Origin of the sequence: Sphingobacterium sp. UBA7249 (assembly GCF_002472835.1) — a bacterium.
In the GTDB taxonomy this organism is placed as follows: Bacteria; Bacteroidota; Bacteroidia; order Sphingobacteriales; family Sphingobacteriaceae; genus Sphingobacterium; species Sphingobacterium prati.
The window spans coordinates 144,704-165,062 of the sequence record NZ_DKST01000001.1 but is presented as its reverse complement, the minus strand read 5'-3'; the positions used below and the strand labels follow the sequence as shown (position 1 = coordinate 165,062).

At 40.1% G+C, this 20,359-nt stretch carries 16 protein-coding genes and 1 tRNA gene; 8 read left to right on the top strand and 9 right to left on the bottom strand.

Annotated features, from left to right (window positions below):
- Positions 1–77 precede the first annotated feature (77 nt).
- Complete coding sequence (gene era, locus B4A24_RS00660; RefSeq protein ID WP_288808897.1) at positions 78–956, bottom strand: GTPase Era; 879 nt, start codon at positions 954–956, stop codon at positions 78–80.
- A 114-nt stretch (positions 957–1,070) separates the two neighbouring features.
- Between era and B4A24_RS00655 the strand changes: the two genes are divergently transcribed.
- The 6 genes from B4A24_RS00655 (at position 1,071) to B4A24_RS00630 (ending at position 10,337) form a co-directional block, all read left to right on the top strand.
- A tRNA-Met gene (locus tag B4A24_RS00655) sits at positions 1,071–1,143 on the top strand.
- 343 nt (positions 1,144–1,486) lie between these two features.
- Positions 1,487–4,576 carry a SusC/RagA family TonB-linked outer membrane protein gene (locus tag B4A24_RS00650; protein WP_293941302.1) on the top strand — a complete coding sequence of 1,030 codons (3,090 nt, stop codon included), beginning with the start codon at positions 1,487–1,489 and terminating at the stop codon, positions 4,574–4,576.
- Between the two features lie 23 nt (positions 4,577–4,599).
- The gene (locus B4A24_RS00645) at positions 4,600–6,321 is read left to right on the top strand and encodes a RagB/SusD family nutrient uptake outer membrane protein (RefSeq protein ID WP_293941299.1); all 1,722 of its coding nucleotides are present in this window, start codon (positions 4,600–4,602) and stop codon (positions 6,319–6,321) included.
- Positions 6,322–6,490: 169 nt separating this feature from the next.
- Complete coding sequence (der, locus tag B4A24_RS00640) at positions 6,491–7,792, top strand: ribosome biogenesis GTPase Der (RefSeq protein ID WP_172396323.1); 1,302 nt, start codon at positions 6,491–6,493, stop codon at positions 7,790–7,792.
- Positions 7,793–7,813: 21 nt separating this feature from the next.
- Positions 7,814–9,280: a cysteine--tRNA ligase gene (gene cysS / locus B4A24_RS00635; protein WP_293941293.1), complete on the top strand. Its 1,467-nt coding sequence runs from the start codon at positions 7,814–7,816 to the stop codon at positions 9,278–9,280.
- Between the two features lie 172 nt (positions 9,281–9,452).
- Positions 9,453–10,337, top strand: a complete 885-nt coding sequence (locus tag B4A24_RS00630) for a DUF4440 domain-containing protein (protein ID WP_293941290.1) — start codon at positions 9,453–9,455, stop codon at positions 10,335–10,337.
- A gap of 64 nt (positions 10,338–10,401) precedes the next feature.
- Here B4A24_RS00630 and B4A24_RS00625 read toward each other — a convergent pair whose 3' ends face one another.
- A complete protein-coding gene (locus B4A24_RS00625) occupies positions 10,402–11,751 on the bottom strand; it encodes a peptidylprolyl isomerase (RefSeq protein WP_172396326.1) in 1,350 nt (449 codons plus the stop codon).
- Positions 11,752–12,372: 621 nt separating this feature from the next.
- Here B4A24_RS00625 and B4A24_RS00620 point away from each other — a divergent pair.
- Positions 12,373–13,464 (top strand): lactonase family protein, encoded by a 1,092-nt coding sequence (locus tag B4A24_RS00620; protein ID WP_293941284.1) that lies wholly within the window; start codon positions 12,373–12,375, stop codon positions 13,462–13,464.
- Positions 13,465–13,597: 133 nt separating this feature from the next.
- On the opposite strand, the gene mnhG is transcribed toward B4A24_RS00620, so the two are convergent.
- From mnhG to B4A24_RS00585, 7 genes are all read right to left on the bottom strand, one after another.
- On the bottom strand, positions 13,598–13,951 hold the full coding sequence (mnhG, locus tag B4A24_RS00615; RefSeq protein WP_246250972.1) for a monovalent cation/H(+) antiporter subunit G: 354 nt from the start codon (positions 13,949–13,951) through the stop codon (positions 13,598–13,600).
- Entirely contained in the window at positions 13,941–14,216 is a 276-nt protein-coding gene (locus B4A24_RS00610) for a monovalent cation/H+ antiporter complex subunit F (protein WP_172396328.1), read from the bottom strand. The genes mnhG and B4A24_RS00610 overlap by 11 nt, the downstream gene beginning before the upstream one ends.
- Positions 14,213–14,689 (bottom strand): Na+/H+ antiporter subunit E, encoded by a 477-nt coding sequence (locus B4A24_RS00605; RefSeq protein ID WP_108634981.1) that lies wholly within the window; start codon positions 14,687–14,689, stop codon positions 14,213–14,215. The genes B4A24_RS00610 and B4A24_RS00605 overlap by 4 nt, the downstream gene beginning before the upstream one ends.
- Before the next feature lies 1 nt (position 14,690).
- On the bottom strand, positions 14,691–16,199 hold the full coding sequence (locus B4A24_RS00600) for a proton-conducting transporter membrane subunit (protein ID WP_293941275.1): 1,509 nt from the start codon (positions 16,197–16,199) through the stop codon (positions 14,691–14,693).
- Entirely contained in the window at positions 16,196–16,552 is a 357-nt protein-coding gene (locus tag B4A24_RS00595; protein ID WP_104383872.1) for a Na+/H+ antiporter subunit C, read from the bottom strand. The genes B4A24_RS00600 and B4A24_RS00595 overlap by 4 nt, the downstream gene beginning before the upstream one ends.
- A complete protein-coding gene (locus tag B4A24_RS00590; RefSeq protein WP_172396330.1) occupies positions 16,552–16,971 on the bottom strand; it encodes a Na+/H+ antiporter subunit B in 420 nt (139 codons plus the stop codon). The genes B4A24_RS00595 and B4A24_RS00590 overlap by 1 nt, the downstream gene beginning before the upstream one ends.
- Before the next feature lie 104 nt (positions 16,972–17,075).
- On the bottom strand, positions 17,076–19,385 hold the full coding sequence (locus tag B4A24_RS00585; protein ID WP_293941268.1) for a putative monovalent cation/H+ antiporter subunit A: 2,310 nt from the start codon (positions 19,383–19,385) through the stop codon (positions 17,076–17,078).
- Positions 19,386–19,814: 429 nt separating this feature from the next.
- Between B4A24_RS00585 and B4A24_RS00580 the strand changes: the two genes are divergently transcribed.
- Positions 19,815–20,336 (top strand): RNA polymerase sigma-70 factor, encoded by a 522-nt coding sequence (locus B4A24_RS00580; RefSeq protein ID WP_293941266.1) that lies wholly within the window; start codon positions 19,815–19,817, stop codon positions 20,334–20,336.
- Positions 20,337–20,359 lie beyond the last annotated feature (23 nt).

Genomic DNA, 20,359 nt, shown 5'->3' with positions numbered 1-20,359 from the left:
AAAAAAAACTAGCGTAAATAAAGCCAAGGGCTTGTACAATCAGGTCTTAATACGCAATACTATCCACTCAGTACTAATTAATCGTCGTAACCAAACCGTTTAAGGTAATTCTTCTTGCTTCTCCAATCAGGGATTACCTTGACGAAGAGCTCCAGAAAAACCTTTCCGTCAATAAATTCTTCAATATCCTGGCGGGCATAAGTGCCTACTTTTTTGATCATAGCACCTGCTTTACCAATAATAATGTTCTTTTGAGAGTCGCGTTCAACAATAATCTCAGCGGCAATACGCGTGATATTTGCTTCTTCTTTGTAGGAAGTGACAATTACTTCAGTGCTATAAGGAATTTCCTTGTCGTATAATTTGAAGACTTTTTCACGTATCATCTCAGAGACAAAGAAACGCATGGATTTATCCGTCAATTCATCTTTTTCGTAGTACGCTTCGTGGATAGGTAACTTATCTTTGATGTACTGCATGACAGCCTCCACATTGTGGTTTAATTTAGCTGAAATAGCGAAGATCGTATCCGGATTCAATTTTTCTTGCCAAAATTCAATTTTCGCTTTTACCTCTTCTTCAGATGACTTATCTATTTTGTTGATGAGGACGGCTACTGGAGAGTTTGTTTTACGCAATTTTTCCAATACGTCATTTTCATCATATTTTTCGTGGATATCGGTCACAAATAAAATAATGTCCGCATCGATAAGTGATCCTTGGACAAAGTTCATCATTGATTCCTGTAAGGAGTAGTTGGGTTTGATGACTCCCGGCGTGTCGGAAAACACAATTTGATGGTCCTCATCGTTTACAATACCGATAATGCGGTGTCTTGTCGTTTGCGCTTTGGGTGTGATGATAGACATCTTTTCACCTACTAAAGCGTTCATTAGGGTGGACTTACCAGCATTTGGCTTTCCGATGATACTTACGAATCCTGCTTTATGTGACATTTTTCTAAATTTTATTAGGATTACAAAGAAACAAAATATATCTTTGTACTCCAATTCGGAAGGATCATAATCTTGTTTTTTAAAAGAAAAAAGCAATTTTGTTCAAAAATATATTGCGGGGTGGAGCAGTTGGTAGCTCGTCGGGCTCATAACCCGAAGGTCACTAGTTCGAGTCTGGTCCCCGCTACTAAAAGAGAAAGCCGAGGTGAAAACCTTGGCTTTTTTTGTTTTTTACCCTTCCAACTGGAAAAGCTCTTTTCAGATAAAAAACGAAATAGGTAGAATAGCATTGTTCTTATCAACTCAAAATAAGAGATCGCCTCACTGCAATATAAATTTTTCAAAGCTGTCTTGAGATGAAAGATTTTTGTTGCAACTGTGTGTTTGTGCAATCGTTTGTTCAAATGGCGCAATCGATTTCGTTGTTCTCAAATTTTGATATACAAGCATCTTCTTCTAGTTTTAGCATCATGTACCTAAATTTTGATTAGTACGCTAATCAATTTTTAAACTCTAACTATCAAAATATTATGATTTCAAAGATTCTCGACAATCACAAGTTGAGTCTGTTATCATTAGCTTTACTCATAACAAGTACACATAGCCCAGCTAATGCTAATGGTCTTAAATTTCCAGACCGAAACGTTCTGTTGAAAAATGCTGCTTTTCAGCAAAAAGTAAGCGGAAAAGTACAGTCTACGGATGGCCCTTTAGCGGGGGCTACCATTAGTGTCCGCGGAACATCACGTTCGACATCTGCTGGAGCGGATGGAAGTTTTAGCATAGAAGCTAAAAATGGGGATGTTTTGGTAGTCAATAGTATTGGTTACAAAACAAAAGAAGTGACAGTCGCAGGCGCTGTAATCAATATCAGTCTCGAATCTAACAGCGAAGCTCTTGAGGAAGTCGTTATTGTCGGTTACGGGACGCAACAGAAAAAGGAGAGTCTGACCGGCGCACTTCAAGCAGTCAAAGGAAACAAATTGCGTGATGTGACGACACCTTCTGTAGAAAATATGCTGAACGGCAAAGCTGCCGGTGTGTATGTTGCTCCTGGGGCTGGTAAGCCTGGTTCTAATGGAGGCGTGGTTATTCGCGGACAGGCGACTTTGAGTGGCACGACAAGCCCGTTATGGGTAATCGATGGGGTTATTGTTGGTAATAGTCCTGGAGATATTAATCCCGATGATATCGAGTCATTGACTATTTTAAAAGATGCTGCATCAACCTCCATCTATGGTTCTCAGGGAGCTAATGGCGTCGTGGTAGTTACGACAAAAAATCCTACGGCATCCAAGACAAGCATTAGCTTTTCTACAAAGATGGGGGTCAATCAACTTTCTAATGGGAATATGGAGATGATGGATGGCGCGGAGTTATATGACTACTTTGCCTCATTCTCAAATCAAGATAAAATTAAATTTCCGCGTTGGAATTCCGAATTGCGCAACAGCAACTTTGACTGGTGGAAATTAGCCACTAAGACAGGATTTGTCCAAAATCATAACCTATCTATCCAAGGGGGTAATGATAAGCTACAATCGTACTTGTCCTTGGGCTATTATAACGAAGCTGGTGCTGTAAAGGGCTACGATTATGACCGTTATAATTTTAGATTACGTACCAATTACAAACCGTTTGAATGGTTGACCATTAAACCATCCATTGTTGGTTCCAAGCGTTCGGTAGATGATCGCCAATATGATGTCAATGCAATGTATGGTAATCTGCCATGGGATAGCCCGTATGATGCAAAAGGCGATTTAGTACCGCATCGTTATAGCGGTTGGGTGAACAATGCAAGTACGAATTACCTGTACGACTTGCAATGGAACCATAGTGCCAATACGAATTATGAATTTATGGGTAACTTAGATTTTGATATCAAGTTAACGGATTGGTTGACCTTCTCATCTGTTAATAACTATCGTTATAACAGCTATTCCGACAATGGGTACCAGGATCCGCGTTCAAATAGCGGAGAGAGTGTGATTGGCCGTGTTACAGATTATCGCATGGAGTTTGCACGACGTTACACTAACCAAATTTTGCGTTTTAATAAAACTTGGGATAAGCATAGTCTAAATGGCTTGGTGGCATACGAATTCAACGATTATTGGACCAAGACATTAGATGCTTACGGTACGGGTATTGTCAATGGCTTCGAAGTACTGGATGTTGTGGCAAAGCCAGAACGTACTAAAGGCGGAATCTCAGAATGGGCGGTTCAATCATTCTTATCCAACGCGAACTACGCTTACGATAATAGATATCTTGCGCAGGTATCGTTCCGTCGCGATGGAGCATCTAATTTTGGTACTAATGCAAAATATGGAAATTTCTTTTCAGTCAGTGGAGGATGGAATATCAATAAAGAAAATTGGTTCAATGCCGAATGGGTAGATAATTTGAAGTTAAGAGCAGCTTACGGTTCAGTTGGAAATAGACCAAGTTCATTATATCCACAATATAGTCTCTACTCTGTATCAGCATCGTCGAGCTACAACGGGATACCTGGAGCATTGATTAGCCAAATCGGTAATAAGGATCTGACTTGGGAAAAAACATACACAACAGGTTTTGGGGTGGATGCGGCATTGTTTAAGAATAGACTAAGATTTAACGTTGATTATTATGATAAGAAGACTGATAATGTACTTTACCAAGTACCGATCAGCGGTCTGACGGGTGTCACTTCTATTTGGAAAAATATTGGGAAGATGCAAAACCGGGGGGTTGAATTGACCATCGGTGGCGACATCGTTCGAAATGACAATTTGCATTGGAGTTTGGATGTTAATTTAAGTCACAACGTGAATAAATTGACCGAGCTTTTTGCGACAAAAGATGCCAATGGCAATCTTGTATCCAAGCCAATTATAGCTGGTGATGGTTCGGGAATCGCTGGATCGGCGCAGCGTTTGCTCCAGCCTGGTTATCCAGTTGATACCTACTATTTAAAAGAATGGGCTGGCGTTAATGCGGATAATGGGGCACCTATGTGGTATAAATATACGACAGATGCTGATGGTAATGAAACACGAACAACAACATCTAATTATTCAGATGCAACATTCCGTAACGTTGGAAAAGGAAATCCAGACCTTTTTGGCGGTTTTAGCACATCTTTGAGTTATAAACAATTTGATTTAAATGCGGTGTTTGGCTTCTCATTAGGAGGAAAGTTATATAATTATTCACGTCAAGAGTTTGATTCGGATGGTACATACACAGACCGGAATCAGATGAAATTACAAGATGGCTGGAGTCGTTGGGAAAAACCCGGCGATGTAGCTACTCACCCGATAGCGAAATATGATAATCAAGATAAAGGCAATTCGCCGTCAACACGCTTCTTGGAAAGTAACAATTTCTTAAAGATGAGGTCGTTGACTTTGGGTTACAACTTCGATCTGAAAAAGTATAACATCAAAAATCTACGTGTATTCTTAGCAGGAGAAAACTTGTTTACAATTACAAACTACTCAGGTGTGGATCCGGAACTTCCTTTGACTGAGCCAGATGGTAAAGGCGGTGGCGGTCAAATGATCAGATCTACAGGAGTTTCTGTATATCCTATGGTTCGTAAATACATGTTCGGCGCAAGTGTGACATTTTAATTTTAACGTTTAGAAAATCAACAATGAAAAAGATATTAATCGGACTTTTGGTGGCAGCAGCAGTGTCCTCCTGTGATATAGATCGGCTTCCTTATACTTCAATGGACGAAGAGAATATTGCAGGTAATCCTGACGCAATGGTAACAGGTACTTATGCGCAGTTAAAAGCTTGGTCTGACCCGATGCACCGTCTTGGTGAATATGCAGGTGATAATATGATGATCCGCGGTTCATCGACAGATGCATTTTATGAATTTATATCCTATGCAAGGACCCCTAATAATTATCGTTTACAGAATTTTTGGGACAGTGGCTACAAAGCGATCGCACAGTCTTCCAATGTAATCAAGATGTTTGCAGAAGGTCAAAGTGCCGAAATGGATAATAAATTAGGCGAATGTTATTACATCCGCGGTATGATGTATTTTTACCTTTGTCGCGCATTTGGAAAACCATATTATCAAAATGCTGAAACAAATTTAGGTGTACCTATTGTTAATGGTACTCCCGATGATGTTTTTAATGATTTGAACTTACCAGATCGCTCTTCAGTCAAAGATACTTATGCACAAGCAATAAGTGATCTGAAAAAAGCTGAAGCCCTAATGACGATCAATAAAGGTGCAAGCTATGCATCTAAAGAAGCTGCCCAAGCAATGCTTTCCCGCATTTATTTGTATATGAGTGGTACTTATAAAAATCCGAATGCCGAGTATGCACGCCTTTCAGTGGAATATGCTGACAAGGTTATCAACTCGGGGAAATATGTGCTGTTGGCCCGCGAACAATTCATGAAATATAATACATTTAGACCTGAGGATAACAAAGAGACTATCTTTGCTGTGAAACGTGTGGCTTCGGAGTTTTCAGGTGATGACCATTATTACGGGATTGGTGGTATGTACTCCAATATCGGTGGTATGGGCTGGGGTGAAATGTATTCGAGTGCCAAGTATATTGATCTCTTGAATGAAAACGGTCGAAATGATTGGAGACCGGATAGCTACAATATTGTGGATGCACGTGCAGCCTTTATTGAACCTACTTATTCAAAAGATGACGCTGGGAAATACACAACAGTGTTCCGCTTTATTAAACAGGATGTGCCTAAAAAAGCTGGTGACCCTGCTACATTAAGCTATGTCCAGGCACCAGCGACGATAAATGGTAATACCGTCACTTGTAAGGATGGAGATAACGAATATACGTTGAAAACGGTTAATGCTAGTCAGCAGACTTATTCCATTACCTACGAGGATGGTAAAACATATACGGGTATGATTGACTACTATATTTCCTTAAACCGCGCTTATCCACAGTTCTATATTGTGAAATGTTCACGTGAAGGAGAGGAGTCGCAATTGCACTCGCCAGTGATCAGTCGTTTGGGAGAAATTTATTTAAATCGTGCAGAGGCATATGCAAAATTAGGTAACTACGGCGCTGCTCTGAATGACTTAAATACGATAAGAAACCGCTCTATTATCAATGGTGGATATACATCACTTGATGCAAGTAATGCATTTAAGTTGATTGACAAAGAACGTCAATTGGAATTGGCATATCAGGCTGAACGTAGTTATGATGTATTCCGTAATGGCGAACCTTTAAACAGAACATATCCAGGCCCGCAGAAGCAGTTTGAAGATATCGCTCCAACTGATTTTAGGGTGACATATTTCATCCCTCAGGATGCCATCAACTCTTATCCAGGTAAATTGACCCAGAATCCAACGTCTAACTAGACGAATATTCATAATTTAGACCCTATAAATGGCTTTACTTCATGGTAAAGCCATTTTTGTTTTTGTGTCGCCATAATCCCTTTTGAATCCGTATCTTTGTACCCTTAACTATAATTTTAGCATAAAAGTGCCGCCTGCTGTGATAGTGGGGGGATCAAATAAAATAAATATGGCAAATATTGTTGCAATTGTTGGTCGTCCAAATGTTGGTAAATCTACCTTATTCAATCGTCTTACCGAAAGTAGAAAAGCGATTGTTGATGACTTTAGCGGGGTGACGCGCGACCGTCATTATGAAACGGCCGAGTGGATCGGAAAGAAATTTACGGTAATTGATACAGGAGGCTTTGTGCATGGCTCGGATGACGTCTTTGAAGAAGCAATCCGTGACCAAGTTTATATCGCTATAGAAGAAGCATCCGTTGTGATATTCATGGTGGATGTTACAACCGGAATAACTGATTTGGATGATGAAATTGCTGATATCCTCCGGAGAAGTTCAAAGCCAGTATATGTGGTGGCCAATAAAGTCGATCACGCAAAATTGCATCATGATTCGGCTGAGTTTTATGCCTTTGGTTTAGGCGAAGTGTTTAATATTTCTTCTGCTACGGGTTCTGGTACCGGAGAATTATTGGATGCTGTTGTATCCCATTTTGAAGAAGAGCAGGAAGAAGATGAAGCCCTGCCTAAATATACGATTGTTGGCCGCCCAAATGTGGGTAAATCCTCGCTTACAAATGCATTGATCGGTAAAGACCGTAATATTGTAACGCCTATGGCGGGTACGACACGGGATTCTATCCGTATTCATTATAATCAATATGGACATAATTTTCTTTTGATCGATACCGCCGGCCTTCGTCGTAAATCAAAAGTAAATGAAGATATTGAATTCTATTCTGTCATGCGGACCATTAAGGCTCTGGAAGATTCTGATGTAACGATATTGATGTTAGATGCCCAAGATGGGTTGGAAGCACAGGATGTGAATATCTTCAATCTGGCGGAGAAGAACCGTAAAGGTATTGTGATCGTGGTCAACAAATGGGATTTGATCGAAAAGGATAATAAAACCATGAAAGCCTTTGAAGATCGTATCAGGGAGAAAATTGCCCCATTCACGGATGTGCCGATTATCTTTACCTCTGTAACCGAAAAGCAGCGTGTCCTCAAAGTATTGGAAACGGCTGATAAGGTTTACGCCAACAGAACAAAAAAGATCCCGACGTCAAAGCTGAATGAAGTGATGTTGAATATTATCGAGAGTTATCCACCACCATCCTTAAAAGGAAAGTATATCAAAATTAAATATGTGACGCAATTACCGGGAAGAACACCAATGTTTGCCTTCTTCTGTAATTTGCCACAATACATCAAAGATCCTTATAAACGCTTTATTGAAAATAAACTGCGCGAGCACTTTGACTTTACAGGCGTGCCTATTCAAATATACTTCAGACAAAAATAGATTTCCAAGCAGAGAACAAACATGGACCATAATCTCTTTTTATACAATACGCTTTCGCGAACAAAGGAAAAATTCGACCCTATACATCCCAATCTTGTTGGGATGTATGTATGTGGGCCTACTGTCTACAGTGACGTACACTTGGGCAATTGCCGAACTTTCGTTTCTTTTGATTTGATTTTTAGATATCTACGCCATTTGGGGTATAAAGTACGTTACGTACGGAATATTACCGATGCCGGGCATTTGGAGGGCGACCGTGATGAAGGAGATGATAAATTTGCAAAAAAGGCTAAATTGGAACAATTGGAACCCATGGAAATTGTACAGAAATATACCATGGGTTTTCATGATGTGTTGCGTCTTTTCAATACCTTACCCCCGAGCATCGAACCTACGGCAACAGGTCATATTTGTGAACAGATCGAAATGATTGAACAGATCATCGCCAATGGTTATGCTTATGAAAAAAATGGTACTGTATATTTTGATGTTGAAAAATATGTGCAGCAGTATGATTACACTGTATTGACCAATCGTAAATTGGAAGATATGTTGAATAATACCCGTGAGTTGAGCGGTCAGGATGAGAAAAAAGGGCGTTTAGATTTTGCACTGTGGATCAAAGCCAAACCTGAAACAATTATGCGCTGGCCAGCACCTTGGAGTGTAGGGTTCCCAGGATGGCATATCGAATGTTCGGCAATGAGCAGAAAATATTTGGGCGATCAATTTGATATTCACGGCGGTGGGATGGATTTGGCGGCTACACACCATACCAACGAAATTGCGCAGTCCGAGGCATGTAACCATACCGCGCCGGCCAAATATTGGATGCATACCAATATGTTGACCGTAAATGGTGCTCGTATGTCAAAATCTGCTGGCAATGGCTTTTTGCCGGGCGAACTGTTCACAGGTAACCATCCCTTATTAAATAGGGGATATTCACCGATGGCTGTTCGTTTCTTTATGTTGCAGGCACATTATCGAAGCACATTGGATTTTTCCAATGAAGCCCTTGATGCTGCGGATAAAGGATATAAACGCTTGATGAGCGCTATTGGACTATTGGATAAACTAAAGGTTTCAAAGGCTGCTGATTCATTCAATCTGGCTGAAATTCGCAATAAATGTTATGCAGCAATGGATGATGATTTCAATAGCCCTGTACTTATTGCTGAACTGTTTGAGCTGGTTCGGATCATTAATTCCATCTATGACGGCAAAGCTAAGGTGTCTGAAGAAGGACTGGAAAATCTAAAAGTTTTCATGAAAGAGTTTGTCGAAGACATCCTTGGACTGCGAAATGATCAAGCTTCCGGAACAGATGATATTGACGATGTCATGAATTTAGTGATCAGATTACGTAACGAAGCTAAGGCAAATAAAGATTTTGTCACTTCGGATCGTATCCGTGATGAACTCAATGCAATTGGTATCCAACTGAAAGATAGTAAAGAAGGAACACTTTGGAATAAGATTTGATAGATAGAAAATCAAATTAAAAAAAGAGGAAATAAAATGGAGTATTCATCGTTTAAAAGTCTAAATACTGGTAAAATCAAAGAATATTTCCTATCGTCTTTAAAAGAAAGACCGAGTGTAACGAGTTCATTTGAAACGATAAAAATGAACTTTGATAAATAATCATTTGCATATGAATTTTTGGAACAGGTTATCCGTTGTTGCATTGATGAGTACAATGGGTACGACATTGTACGCACAGATACCCGAAAAAGTAGGAAGCTTACTACAGGCAGATAAAGACGCTGCTGCATTAGCGAAAGCTTCTACTCCGCATCAGGCGTTTTTATCTATTATCGACAAAGAATCCACATTTTATGTTCCTTCGCCGGTAAATGCATACAATTACCTCAATAATAGACCCAATATCCCAGATGTCCTAAATTGGCAGCCTACTTTTGCTCTTGTAGCCAAAAGCCTTGAGTTCGGTGTAACTTCTGGTTCTATGGACTTTCAGAAAGTCGGCGCCAGATTGCGTCACGGTGAATACCTGACCGTTTGGAAACGCAACAAGAAGGGGAAATGGCTGGTCGATATCCGTGCCGAAGTGGAAAACAACGGTAATGACGGTGTGTTTGATCTGGAATATATCGAGCCCACTGATTCCTGGTATCTGAAGCACCGCTCCAAGGTGCGGTTAAATCAGCGGGAAGACATTGTCTTTGAAACAGACAAACTGATGTCTACAGTCCTAAAGGCAGACAATCCTACGGCTTATAAGGAATTTTTGAGTGAAGACGTACGCTTTCTATTTCCCTGGACTAGTCCATTAGAAGGAAAGGACAAAATGATGGCCTATTTGAAGAAACAACGTATGACCATTGAAACTGTCCCAGAAGAAGTAAAACGTTCGTATAGCGGAGATTTTGCCTATACAAAGGGAACTGCAACCGTACGGCAAAAAGATAAAGTCGTTAAATATAATTATATCCGCGTATGGCAATTAAGCGAGTTGGCAAAAGATGATGTGAAGAAGGCCAATTGGAACATCCTAATAGAAATGATGTTTGAGAAATAGGTTGTAGCGTTTACCATAAACAAAAAAAGACNNGTCTTTTTTTGTTTATGGTAAGAAGAAGTTCTTATTGCTTTTTCCATTTCTGTAATTCTTCACAAGCACCAAAGTCATCGCTGATATCAATGAAGGTGTTCTTGGCTTTATCGTCAAACCATTTGCTTAGATTACGGCGTACTTTATCTTCTTTTGCTGCATCTTTGATCTTGGTGAAATCCTGATCCAGATTTGCTTTATGCGGCGGGATACGTGTTTTAAGGTAGTTAAAACGGTAACCTACGTCTCCAGTTTTATCTGTGAATTGTTCCGGTTTGGAATATTCTCCAGGCTTTAAAGGGTCAATGGCTGTAAATACCGCCTTTTCCAGTCCATCCATAGGGATTAACGTTGTACGGCTAGATCCTTGTGGATTTAAAACCATACCACCATTAAATTTAGTTTCTTCGGCATCCGAATTATTGGTCGCAGCATGGTAAAAATCTAATTTCTTCTCGACAACCAATTTGTAGATACTATCCAACTTGTTTTTGGTCCGCTCCAAAGCAGCAGCACCGGGATTCATTTTCATCAGAATATGGCGGGTATGTACCTCTTCACCTCTTCTTTCCAATACCTGAATAATGTGAAAACCAAATTTCGATTCAACAATAGGTGATATTTCTCCCGGCTTTAGTTTAAATGCCATTGCTGAGAACTCTTTAACATAATTGTCGCGCGTACCGAAGCCAAGGTCTCCACCATAAGGAGCCGAACCCGGATCCTGTGAATAGAGGCGGGCCATCGTTCCGAAATCTGAGCCATCAACAATCTGCTTGCGGATACCTTCGATCTTCTCGCGTTGTTCTTTTTTCTCTTCGTCTGTCAATTGAGGCAGCATAACAATTTCGCCGATCTCAACTTCAGTATTGAAATAAGGAAGGCTATCTTGATCCAATCCTTCAAAATAGCGTTTTACTTCAAGTGGCGTTACATCCACTTTTTGAACGATATTTTGTTGCATCTTATTTGCTTTCAACTGCTCGAAAACACTTGCCCGCATTTCCTCTTTATATTGTAACAAAGAACGGTTCAGGAATTTTTCCAGCCGTTCCTGGCCACCAGCCTGTTGGGACATATGGCGCAAGCGAGAATTTAAGTTGTCGTCCACTTCTGTTTCTGTCACATCGATGGAGTCAATTACTGCCTGTTGGGAAAGGAGTTTCTGAATGATCAGTTGCTCAAGTACACCGCATTTAAACTTCTCATTTGGTTTATTCCCTTGGGCAAGCCATTGTGAATATTGCATGTCCAGATCGGATTGTAGGATAATTCCCGAACCAACAGTAGCTACTACACGGTCAATAATTTGATTTTGTGCAAAGCTGGCTTGAATGGATACAAACAGCAACAAAAACAATATATATATGTTTTTTTTCATCTTTTTAAATTATTTATCAGTATCGATCTCATCGGTATAAATGAGCTCGTTTCACTCGGTTTGTTTTTTTATTTGTGATGAAGCTATCAGATTTATTCATTCCCTTATGTGATTGAATAAATCATGATGGTTTCATCTAAATAATATATTTCTAAATGCTGATGAAGCGATCATGAACAGCCTTAAATCATGTATTATGCATACTGACCAGTATCATGATGGATTCATCTAAATCACTAATTGTGAATGTGTATCGTCAGGATTGCACGTGACTTTACAGCACTCGGTTGTTTATTAAATTCTAAAATCGAAATAATCTTCCGATTCTGTCGTTCAATAGATACTATTTTTAACAACAGCACAAAATTATCAGATTATATGAATTATTCGTATTTTTATTTAACAATATTTTTATAATCCCAATATTTCAAATGGAGATTTTCGACTTGTTAAAATTGATTCGCTAAAAATACGGATTTGACTATTAGAAAGGGCGGTTTTAACCTAATTTAACAAGTTTATCATTGATCGTAATGACATCGGAAAGTATCTTGTTTTTTTGCATCAAATGGCGGTAAATGGGAGATCCGATCATTTTATTTTTTTATAAATTGTATACACATGAAAAAAATTTTTATTTATCTGATTACACTTCTGCCTATGGTAAGTTTTGCACAACAAATTCCGATGTTTGTGGGAACCTACACCAATAACACCGAGAGTAAAGGTATCTATATCTATAATTTCGACACAAAGACCGGTGAGGCCGCCTTGGTTAGCACCCAAGAAAGTAAGGATCCTTCCTTTCTGGCTCGGAGCAATAATTTTATCTATGCGGTCAATGAACTTCCAAATCAGGAGGGAACGGTGTCTGCCTATTCCTTTAAAGATGGGCAGTTGACCTTTTTGAATTCGCTCCCTACCGGTGGCGAGTCGCCTTGCTTTGTCGAAGTACATCCAAAAGGTAATTTGCTCGCTGTTGCAAATTATACTGGCGGATCGGCAGCGCTATTTGATCTTGAATCAAATGGTGTCTTAAGTAAAAGAAGCCAGTTAATCCAGCATGAAGGCAAAGGTGTTGATCCCGTTCGCCAAGAGAAACCGCACGTACATTCCACCTTTTTTTCAAGTAAAGGCGATCGATTATACGTGCAAGATCTAGGGATGGATCAAATTTCCGTATTTCCGGTTAATAAAAATGGGAACAGCTATAATCTCGCCGAAGAATCAGAAGATTTCTTCACACCAGCGGGTGGAGGACCCCGTCATATTGTTTTTGATAAAAAGGAAAAATTTCTGTATGCTGTATTGGAAATGACAGGACAAATTGCTGCCTATAAAAAAGAGGGAAATGACTGGATGTATCAAAGTACTTACGAAATCAATCCGGAGGGTTTTAATGGAAAAAATGGCGGGGCAGATATTAAGGTTTCTGCCGATGGAAAATTTCTATATGCGACCAATCGGGGTGACGCAAATACAATTGCAACTTTCTCCGTGGAAAAAGACGGCGTATTAAACAAACTGGCCAATACTTCGGTAAAGGGGAATGGACCACGGAATTTTAATCTTTCTCCCGACGGGAAATATCTCCTCGTCGCAAATCAATATACCAATAATATTGTTTTATTTAGTCGTGATCCAAAGACCGGTTTATTGACGGATACAGAGAAAGAAATCAAAGTACCAGCCCCGGTCTGTATTGTATTTTAGCCTTTGGACGTACAGCGGAGGATCATTCTTGAATAGGATTCATACAATTAAGGCATCAAAACTAAATTTTGATGCCTTAATCTTGAAAAACACTTGCGGATCCCGATGCACAGTCGCGTCTAGCTAACAACGACTAGAAATCTTCTTTTCTACAATCCAATTGTCCCTCTTTTTCCAGGTCGTTTAAGGTTGTTCCTTTCCAGGTTTTTACACGTTGTATATAAGCAGCCCGTCCGATCATATGTGCTGCGACCGGTGCGGTCAAAATTAGAAAAAAGCCAATTGCGATTGCTTTGGTCGTTACAGATACCTCGGGGAAAGTCATCGCAGCGCAGATCAATAAAAGACCCACCCCTAAGGTTGCTGCTTTTACAGTCACAGAAAGCCGTAAATAGAAATCGGGCATCCGTAAAATGCCGATTGAGGCGAATAATATGGCCAGCGCCCCGATAGTGCTTAGAATGGCTAAAGTAATATCAGTCATCATGGTTTTGTTTTTCTAGGTAAAATGAAAAAGCTATAGTTCCTAAAAAGGCGATTAGTGCCAAAATCATGGCAATATCTAAAAATACTTCCTGGGAAGTACGTATACTATAGACTGTAATAATTCCAATTCCAATTGTGATAATGAGATCCAGGGCGATGACCCGGTCAAAGATCTGTGGACCCTTGTACAAACGGATAAAAGCCAGTATGACCGATAAGGTTAATATCGGCAGGATAACATAATCGAAGTAGCTGTTTAAAGTCATCGTAAGAGTTCTAAAAGTCTTCGTTCAACATTGTTTTTAAGTGTGGAGACAAATTGCTCCTTGCTCTTCATGTACATCACATGGATAAAAAGCGTTTTCTTATCTTCGCTTACATCCAAAATAAGTGTGCCCGGTGTGAGTGATATAAACGTTGAAAGCAAATTGATCTCCAGATCAGTTTTGGCATCCATAGGATACTTGACGATGGCCGGTTTAATAAAAAACTTTGGTGTAATGACATCGTAAGCAACCTGAACGTTGGCGACGATCATCTCCCAGAGAAAAAAAAGAATAAAACTGACTGTTTTTGGAACACGATAGAAATAACGTTGATCCGCCTCATTCTTATTCATGATCCAAAGAATGGCAAAGCCAAGTAAAAAACCGAACAGGAAATTTGAATAATACATTGATCCTGTCAATGCCACCCAAATAAAGGAGAGCATGAGGTTCATTAAAAACTGCTTTATCATATTAATTCTGTCCTCCCAATACAGCATTTATATAAGGTGAAGTATCCAATAGTTGCGTAGCGATCCGATCTGCAACGTGTATAATAGCCTCTGCGTTAAATCCGATATAAAGCGATGCAGATGCCAATATAATAACAGGCAGGAGCAGCATTGTTTTTCGGTAGCCGACCATTCTGGCAAATTTGTCCTCGATGATCTCCGGCTGTGGGGCATCCTTCCAAAAGACCTGAGCCCACATTTTGGCAATTACATAGAGCGTAATAAAACTACCGATGATCAGTGCTCCAGCAAAAGCATATTTCTCCAATTGAAAGGCATCTTTAAAAAGATAGATTTTGGGCCAGAATCCGGATAAAGGTGGAATACCTACCAAGGAGAAGAGGACAATAGCGAAAAGTAAGGAAATCTTTGGGTATTGTGCATAAAGACCACCCAATTTATTCATATCCATGGTACCCCGGAGCTGTCGAATGACACCTGCCATTAAGAACAAGTTCGTTTTTACCATGATATCGTGAATAAGATAAAAAATAGCACCCAAAAGCGCCCATTTGCTGTATAAACCTAAACCGCCTATCATAAAACCAATATGGCAAACAATCAGGTAGGAGAATAATCTCCGGATATTAGTCTTGATCAAAGCACCAAAAGCGCCGGTTAAAATCGTGAGTACAGCCAATATGACCAACAATTCTTTGGTGAAATGGTTAGGGATAAACAATAAAGAAAATACCCTGAATAAGGCATAGATTCCCACTTTGGTCAATAATCCGCCGAAGGTCGCGGCGACAGCTGAAGGCGGTGTATGATAGGAAGAGGGAAGCCAAAAATAAAGCGGAAAAACAGCAGATTTGATACCAAAACCAATCAGAAAAAAAGTAGCTGTAATTTCGACGAGTGCCTGATTTTGTATCTTGGGTATACGCATGGCCAAGTCAGCCATATTGAGCGAGCCAGAGATCCCGTATAAGATACCGATACCTGTCAAGAAGAATGTAGAAGCCAATATATTCATGGCCATATATTTTACTGCACCTTCCAATTGTGATTTACGTCCACCTAGTGTCATCAGCACAAAGGAAGAGATGATAATAACCTCAAACCAGACGTAGAGATTAAAAATATCACCTGTTAAAAAGGCCCCATTTAACCCCATCATGAGGAAATGGAAAATAGGGAAATAGCCATATAAAATACGTTGCCTGCCGACGCCGACACAGGAAAAGATAGAGACGGCAAGACCTGCGATAGAAGTCAGGAGAACAAGTGTACTACTGAATAGATCCGCAACAAAGACGATTCCAAAAGGAGCCTTCCAATTGGCCGCATTCATAGTTAGGATTTCGCCGTCATAGACCTTAAAAAAAAGCTTAAACGCAAGAATAAGTGCTAAAATACTTCCACCTACGCTCAAAAAACGCTGCGCAGTCGATTTCCGCCAGAACATCAGTTGTACAATGGCAATAAAAAGGTGCACGATCACCGTGGCAATAATCTGGTTGTCTATCATATATCTTCTTCCTCAGGCGTGTTTAAATCATCCAAATCATCCGTGCCCAGCAATGCGTAAACACGTTTAAGCAGTACAATAGCAAACGAAGTCAAGCCAAAACTGATCACGATTGCAGTTAAAATAAGCGCTTGCGGAATAGGATCCGCATAGATGTCCGTAAATACTTTTAAATCAGGATCAATAATGGGCGGCTTACCCTTGATAATATTACCCAACAAAAAGATCAAAATATTGGTGCCATTGCCCAATAACATAATCCCCAACAGCAATTTCACCATGCTGCGTCGCAAAATGAGGTATATTCCGGCGGCATATAGAATACCGATCAATAAAACGAGAATCAGTTCCATTATTCCTCTTCCGTATTTAAAGCAATTGTAAATAAAATAGTTAATACTACACCGATGACCACAAAGTATACACCGAGATCAAAAAATAATGCGGTGCCGATCATACCGATGACGGGGATCTTTTCCTCCAGCCACAGTCCGGTCATGACAGGGTAACCAAAAAAAGTGGGTAAAAACATGCTCACCGCAGCGATTCCCAAACCGATGGGAATTAAGGACAAGGGCTTATATTGAATGAGCTTCATGGTGTTTTGAGGGCCAAAGGCAAAACTATGCAATACAAAAGCGATTGATGCCACCAAGCCGCCTACAAATCCTCCACCGGGATAATAATGCCCCCGGAGCAAGAGAAATACCGAAAATAATAAAAGTATCGGTAAGAGATATCGCGTTGCTGTCTGTAATATTGTGCTATTCATTTAGTATTGAGTAGTGAGATCCGAGTATTGAAATTTTGGTTGTACAAGCCTGCGGCTTGTCAACTGACTCTCTTTTTTATTTTCTAATTTTAACCTTTTTATTTTCACTCTTTATCAGATGATTTCAAACGTAATTTCAATAAGCTGTAGACTCCTAGTGCGGCAATGCTCAATACCACAATTTCAAACATGGTATCAAAGCCTCTAAAATCCACAAGCAGTACATTGACAACATTTTTTCCTTTAGCTAATACATAAGCATAGTCGCCATAGAAGTCACTGATATCGGTGGTGGTGGGTTCATGTAACACCCGTAAAGCTACCATAGAGAGCAGAATACCAAATATGATGGCGACAGCTGCATCCCGAATGATGGTACGCCGGTTTGCCAAATTTAGGAAAGACGGTAATTTGAAAAGGACCAGTACAAAAAGAACCACCGTTAGCGTATCGATCGTAAACTGGGTCATTGCTAAATCTGGTGCACTATAGAACACAAAGATTAGACAGATCGCATAGCCCACAACACTTGTTGCGACCACTGCGGTCAACCTTGATGCAGTTCTGATCGTCAGTACAATGGCGCCGACTAAGATACATACTGTGGTTACCTCATAAAAACTCACCGGAGACAAGGTGTCCCATTTGATATGTAATGGACCGCCTAGGTAGAGCTGATAGCCAATCAATAGCTCTGCAAATAGAATGATCTTTAATAAATAGGAGCGCAGGTAGCCGTTGTGCATCTTTGCGGTAAAAAAGGCCGAAAATAATTCAATTTCTCGGGCACATACATTGAGGATATATGCTGGAGAGATTTTTTCAAAAGTAGTAATCCAGGCAAGTTTCTTATGACTGGGCTTGTTGGCGATAAATAAGAGCGTTCCAACAAAAATGGTTATGGTGCTCAGTAAAAGTATCAGGTTAAAGCCATGCCATATTTTTAGGTGGAATACCTCTTGTTGCGCAAGGATACTGTTTGCGGTTGGACCAGCAATCCAGTTGCCCACGAAACCAGGAAAGCAACCGAAGATCACACCCAGTATTGCCAACAGCAACGGCGGGATCCACATAGATTTATAAGGTAAATGGATATGGTCAAACTGCTCAGGTAATTTGCCCATAAAGGGTTTGATTCCAGCCATAAATCCAGCCGATACCAGGAGTATGTTTGTCGCTACGGCGGCTATTGTCAAGTAGAGGAATAAACTAGGGGTAGCATGTAAAGTAGCCTCGTAGATCAGGTCCTTTCCAATAAATCCAAGGGTCAAGGGTACGCCTGCACTGGAGAGAGCCGCAAGGAAGCCTGCAATGGCAACAGGCATCAGGACTTTGCGCAAGCCCCGTAGGACCGTGAGATCCCTTGTTCCGGTTTCATGGTCTATAATACCCGTAATTAGGAACAGCGCAGCTTTGTATAAGGCGTGAACGAGAATAAAAGCACTTGCTGCGATGACTGCTTCCTTAGATCCAAGACCAAGTAAGAAAACCAAGATCCCCAGTGCGGATATCGTCGAATAGGCTAGTACGCCCTTAAGATCAGTTCTGAAAAGCGAGTGGAATGCCGCGTAGAGCATGGTAATTCCACCGATGATCATAAGCGAATACATCCAGATTGGGTTTCCGCCCAAGATTGGTGAAAAGCGGGCCAGCAAATATATCCCTGCTTTCACCATGGTAGCGGAGTGCAGGTATGCGGATACGGGTGTAGGCGCTTTCATTGCACCCGGCAACCAAAAATGGAAGGGAAACTGTGCAGATTTTGTGATGGCGCCAAGCGCTACCAATCCAAAAACCAGCGGAAAGAGTGGATGTTGTTGAATCAAAGCGACCTTGTCTACAAGTTCGGTTATATTGTAGGTGCCAGCGATATTGCCCATTAATACAAAGCCTGCCAGCAGGAAGAAACCACCCAGGCCCGTAATGGATAGTGCGGTCATCGCACTTTTGCGGGAATCAGCATTATCATTGTTGAATCCGATGAGGAAAAATGAGCTGATGGAAGTTAGTTCCCAAAAGATAAAAAGGAGCAGCATGTTGTCGGACAGTACCAGGCCCAACATGGCAGACATAAACAAACAGAGGTAGCCAAAAAATCGATCAATGTACCGATGTCCTTTAAGATAGGAATTCGCGTAAAAGAATATACACGCTCCGATCCCTGTAATCAACAGGGTGAAAAGTAGCGAAAGTCCATCCAATTTGAAATCCAGATTGATACCTAGCGATGGAACCCAAGCTGTGGATTGGACAAAATAAGATCCCTGGCCGATGGGTACAACAAATTTTGTAAAATACAAAAATAAGAGTACCGGTAAGAATGCGAGAATAAAACCCCATCTGGTTTTTAGGAATCGACCAAATGGAACAATAAGGCTCGATGTTATTAATCCTGACAGAACAGTAAATAGCATTTAGTCTTTGTTTTAATTTTTATTGGAGTATTTATTTTTCAATAAGAACCTTCGAAATTTTATTGCTGTTGATACTTATCTGGCTATGAAGGTTTTTTATGAAAGTCTACAATATAGTGAAAAAAGACGGAAATTTGGAATTTTTTGAATGTTTTGCTTCGTATAAAGACAATAAAAGAGGTTTTATTTTGCAGGATAGTAAGATTTCTTGAAGGACGGAATCTAAGTTATGTTAGAAAACAACAGCTGAATGTATTGTCTATAATTAGTTGATATAAGATAGGGCAAGTGATGTTGTTTTTGCAAAATATGTAATAAACATGTTAATAATTGTTAAAATAAGATTAAAATTCTATCTTTACAATAGACTAGTTTGTCGAACTCCATTAATCGCGACTGATCAATTGTTTGTTATACCCGTTTTATGTTATGGGACCTGAAGAAAAGTTATTTAGACAGCATTATAAAAGTTTGTGTCACTTTGCATGGAAATTCGTAGGGGAGCCTTCCGTTGCGGAAGATTTGGTACAGGAAGCTTTTATTGCTTTTTTTAAGGAAAAACAACGCATGGATGAATCTGAGAATTTTGTGCGCAACTACTTATATACGGCTGTTCGGTTTTCCTGTTTAAAATATATCCGGCACGAAAAGGTGAAGGAGAAATATTGGTCACAAGTCTGTTTTACCGAAGAAGATGAACATTCTGTCGAACTATCCATCATTCATACGGAGGTCATCAATGAAGTCTATCGGATTATTCAAGAAATGCCGGCTGCCTGTCAGCAAATTTTCAAATTGGGGTATCTCGAAGGTTTATCCAATTTAGAGATCACCGAAAGGCTCCAGATCAGTGTGAATACCGTTAAAACTCAAAAACAGCGCGGTATGAAGATGTTACTGGAAAAACTGCATCCTGAGTTTTTGCCCTTTGTTATTTTTTTGTTAAAATAATTTTAATTTCTTGTCACCCCGTA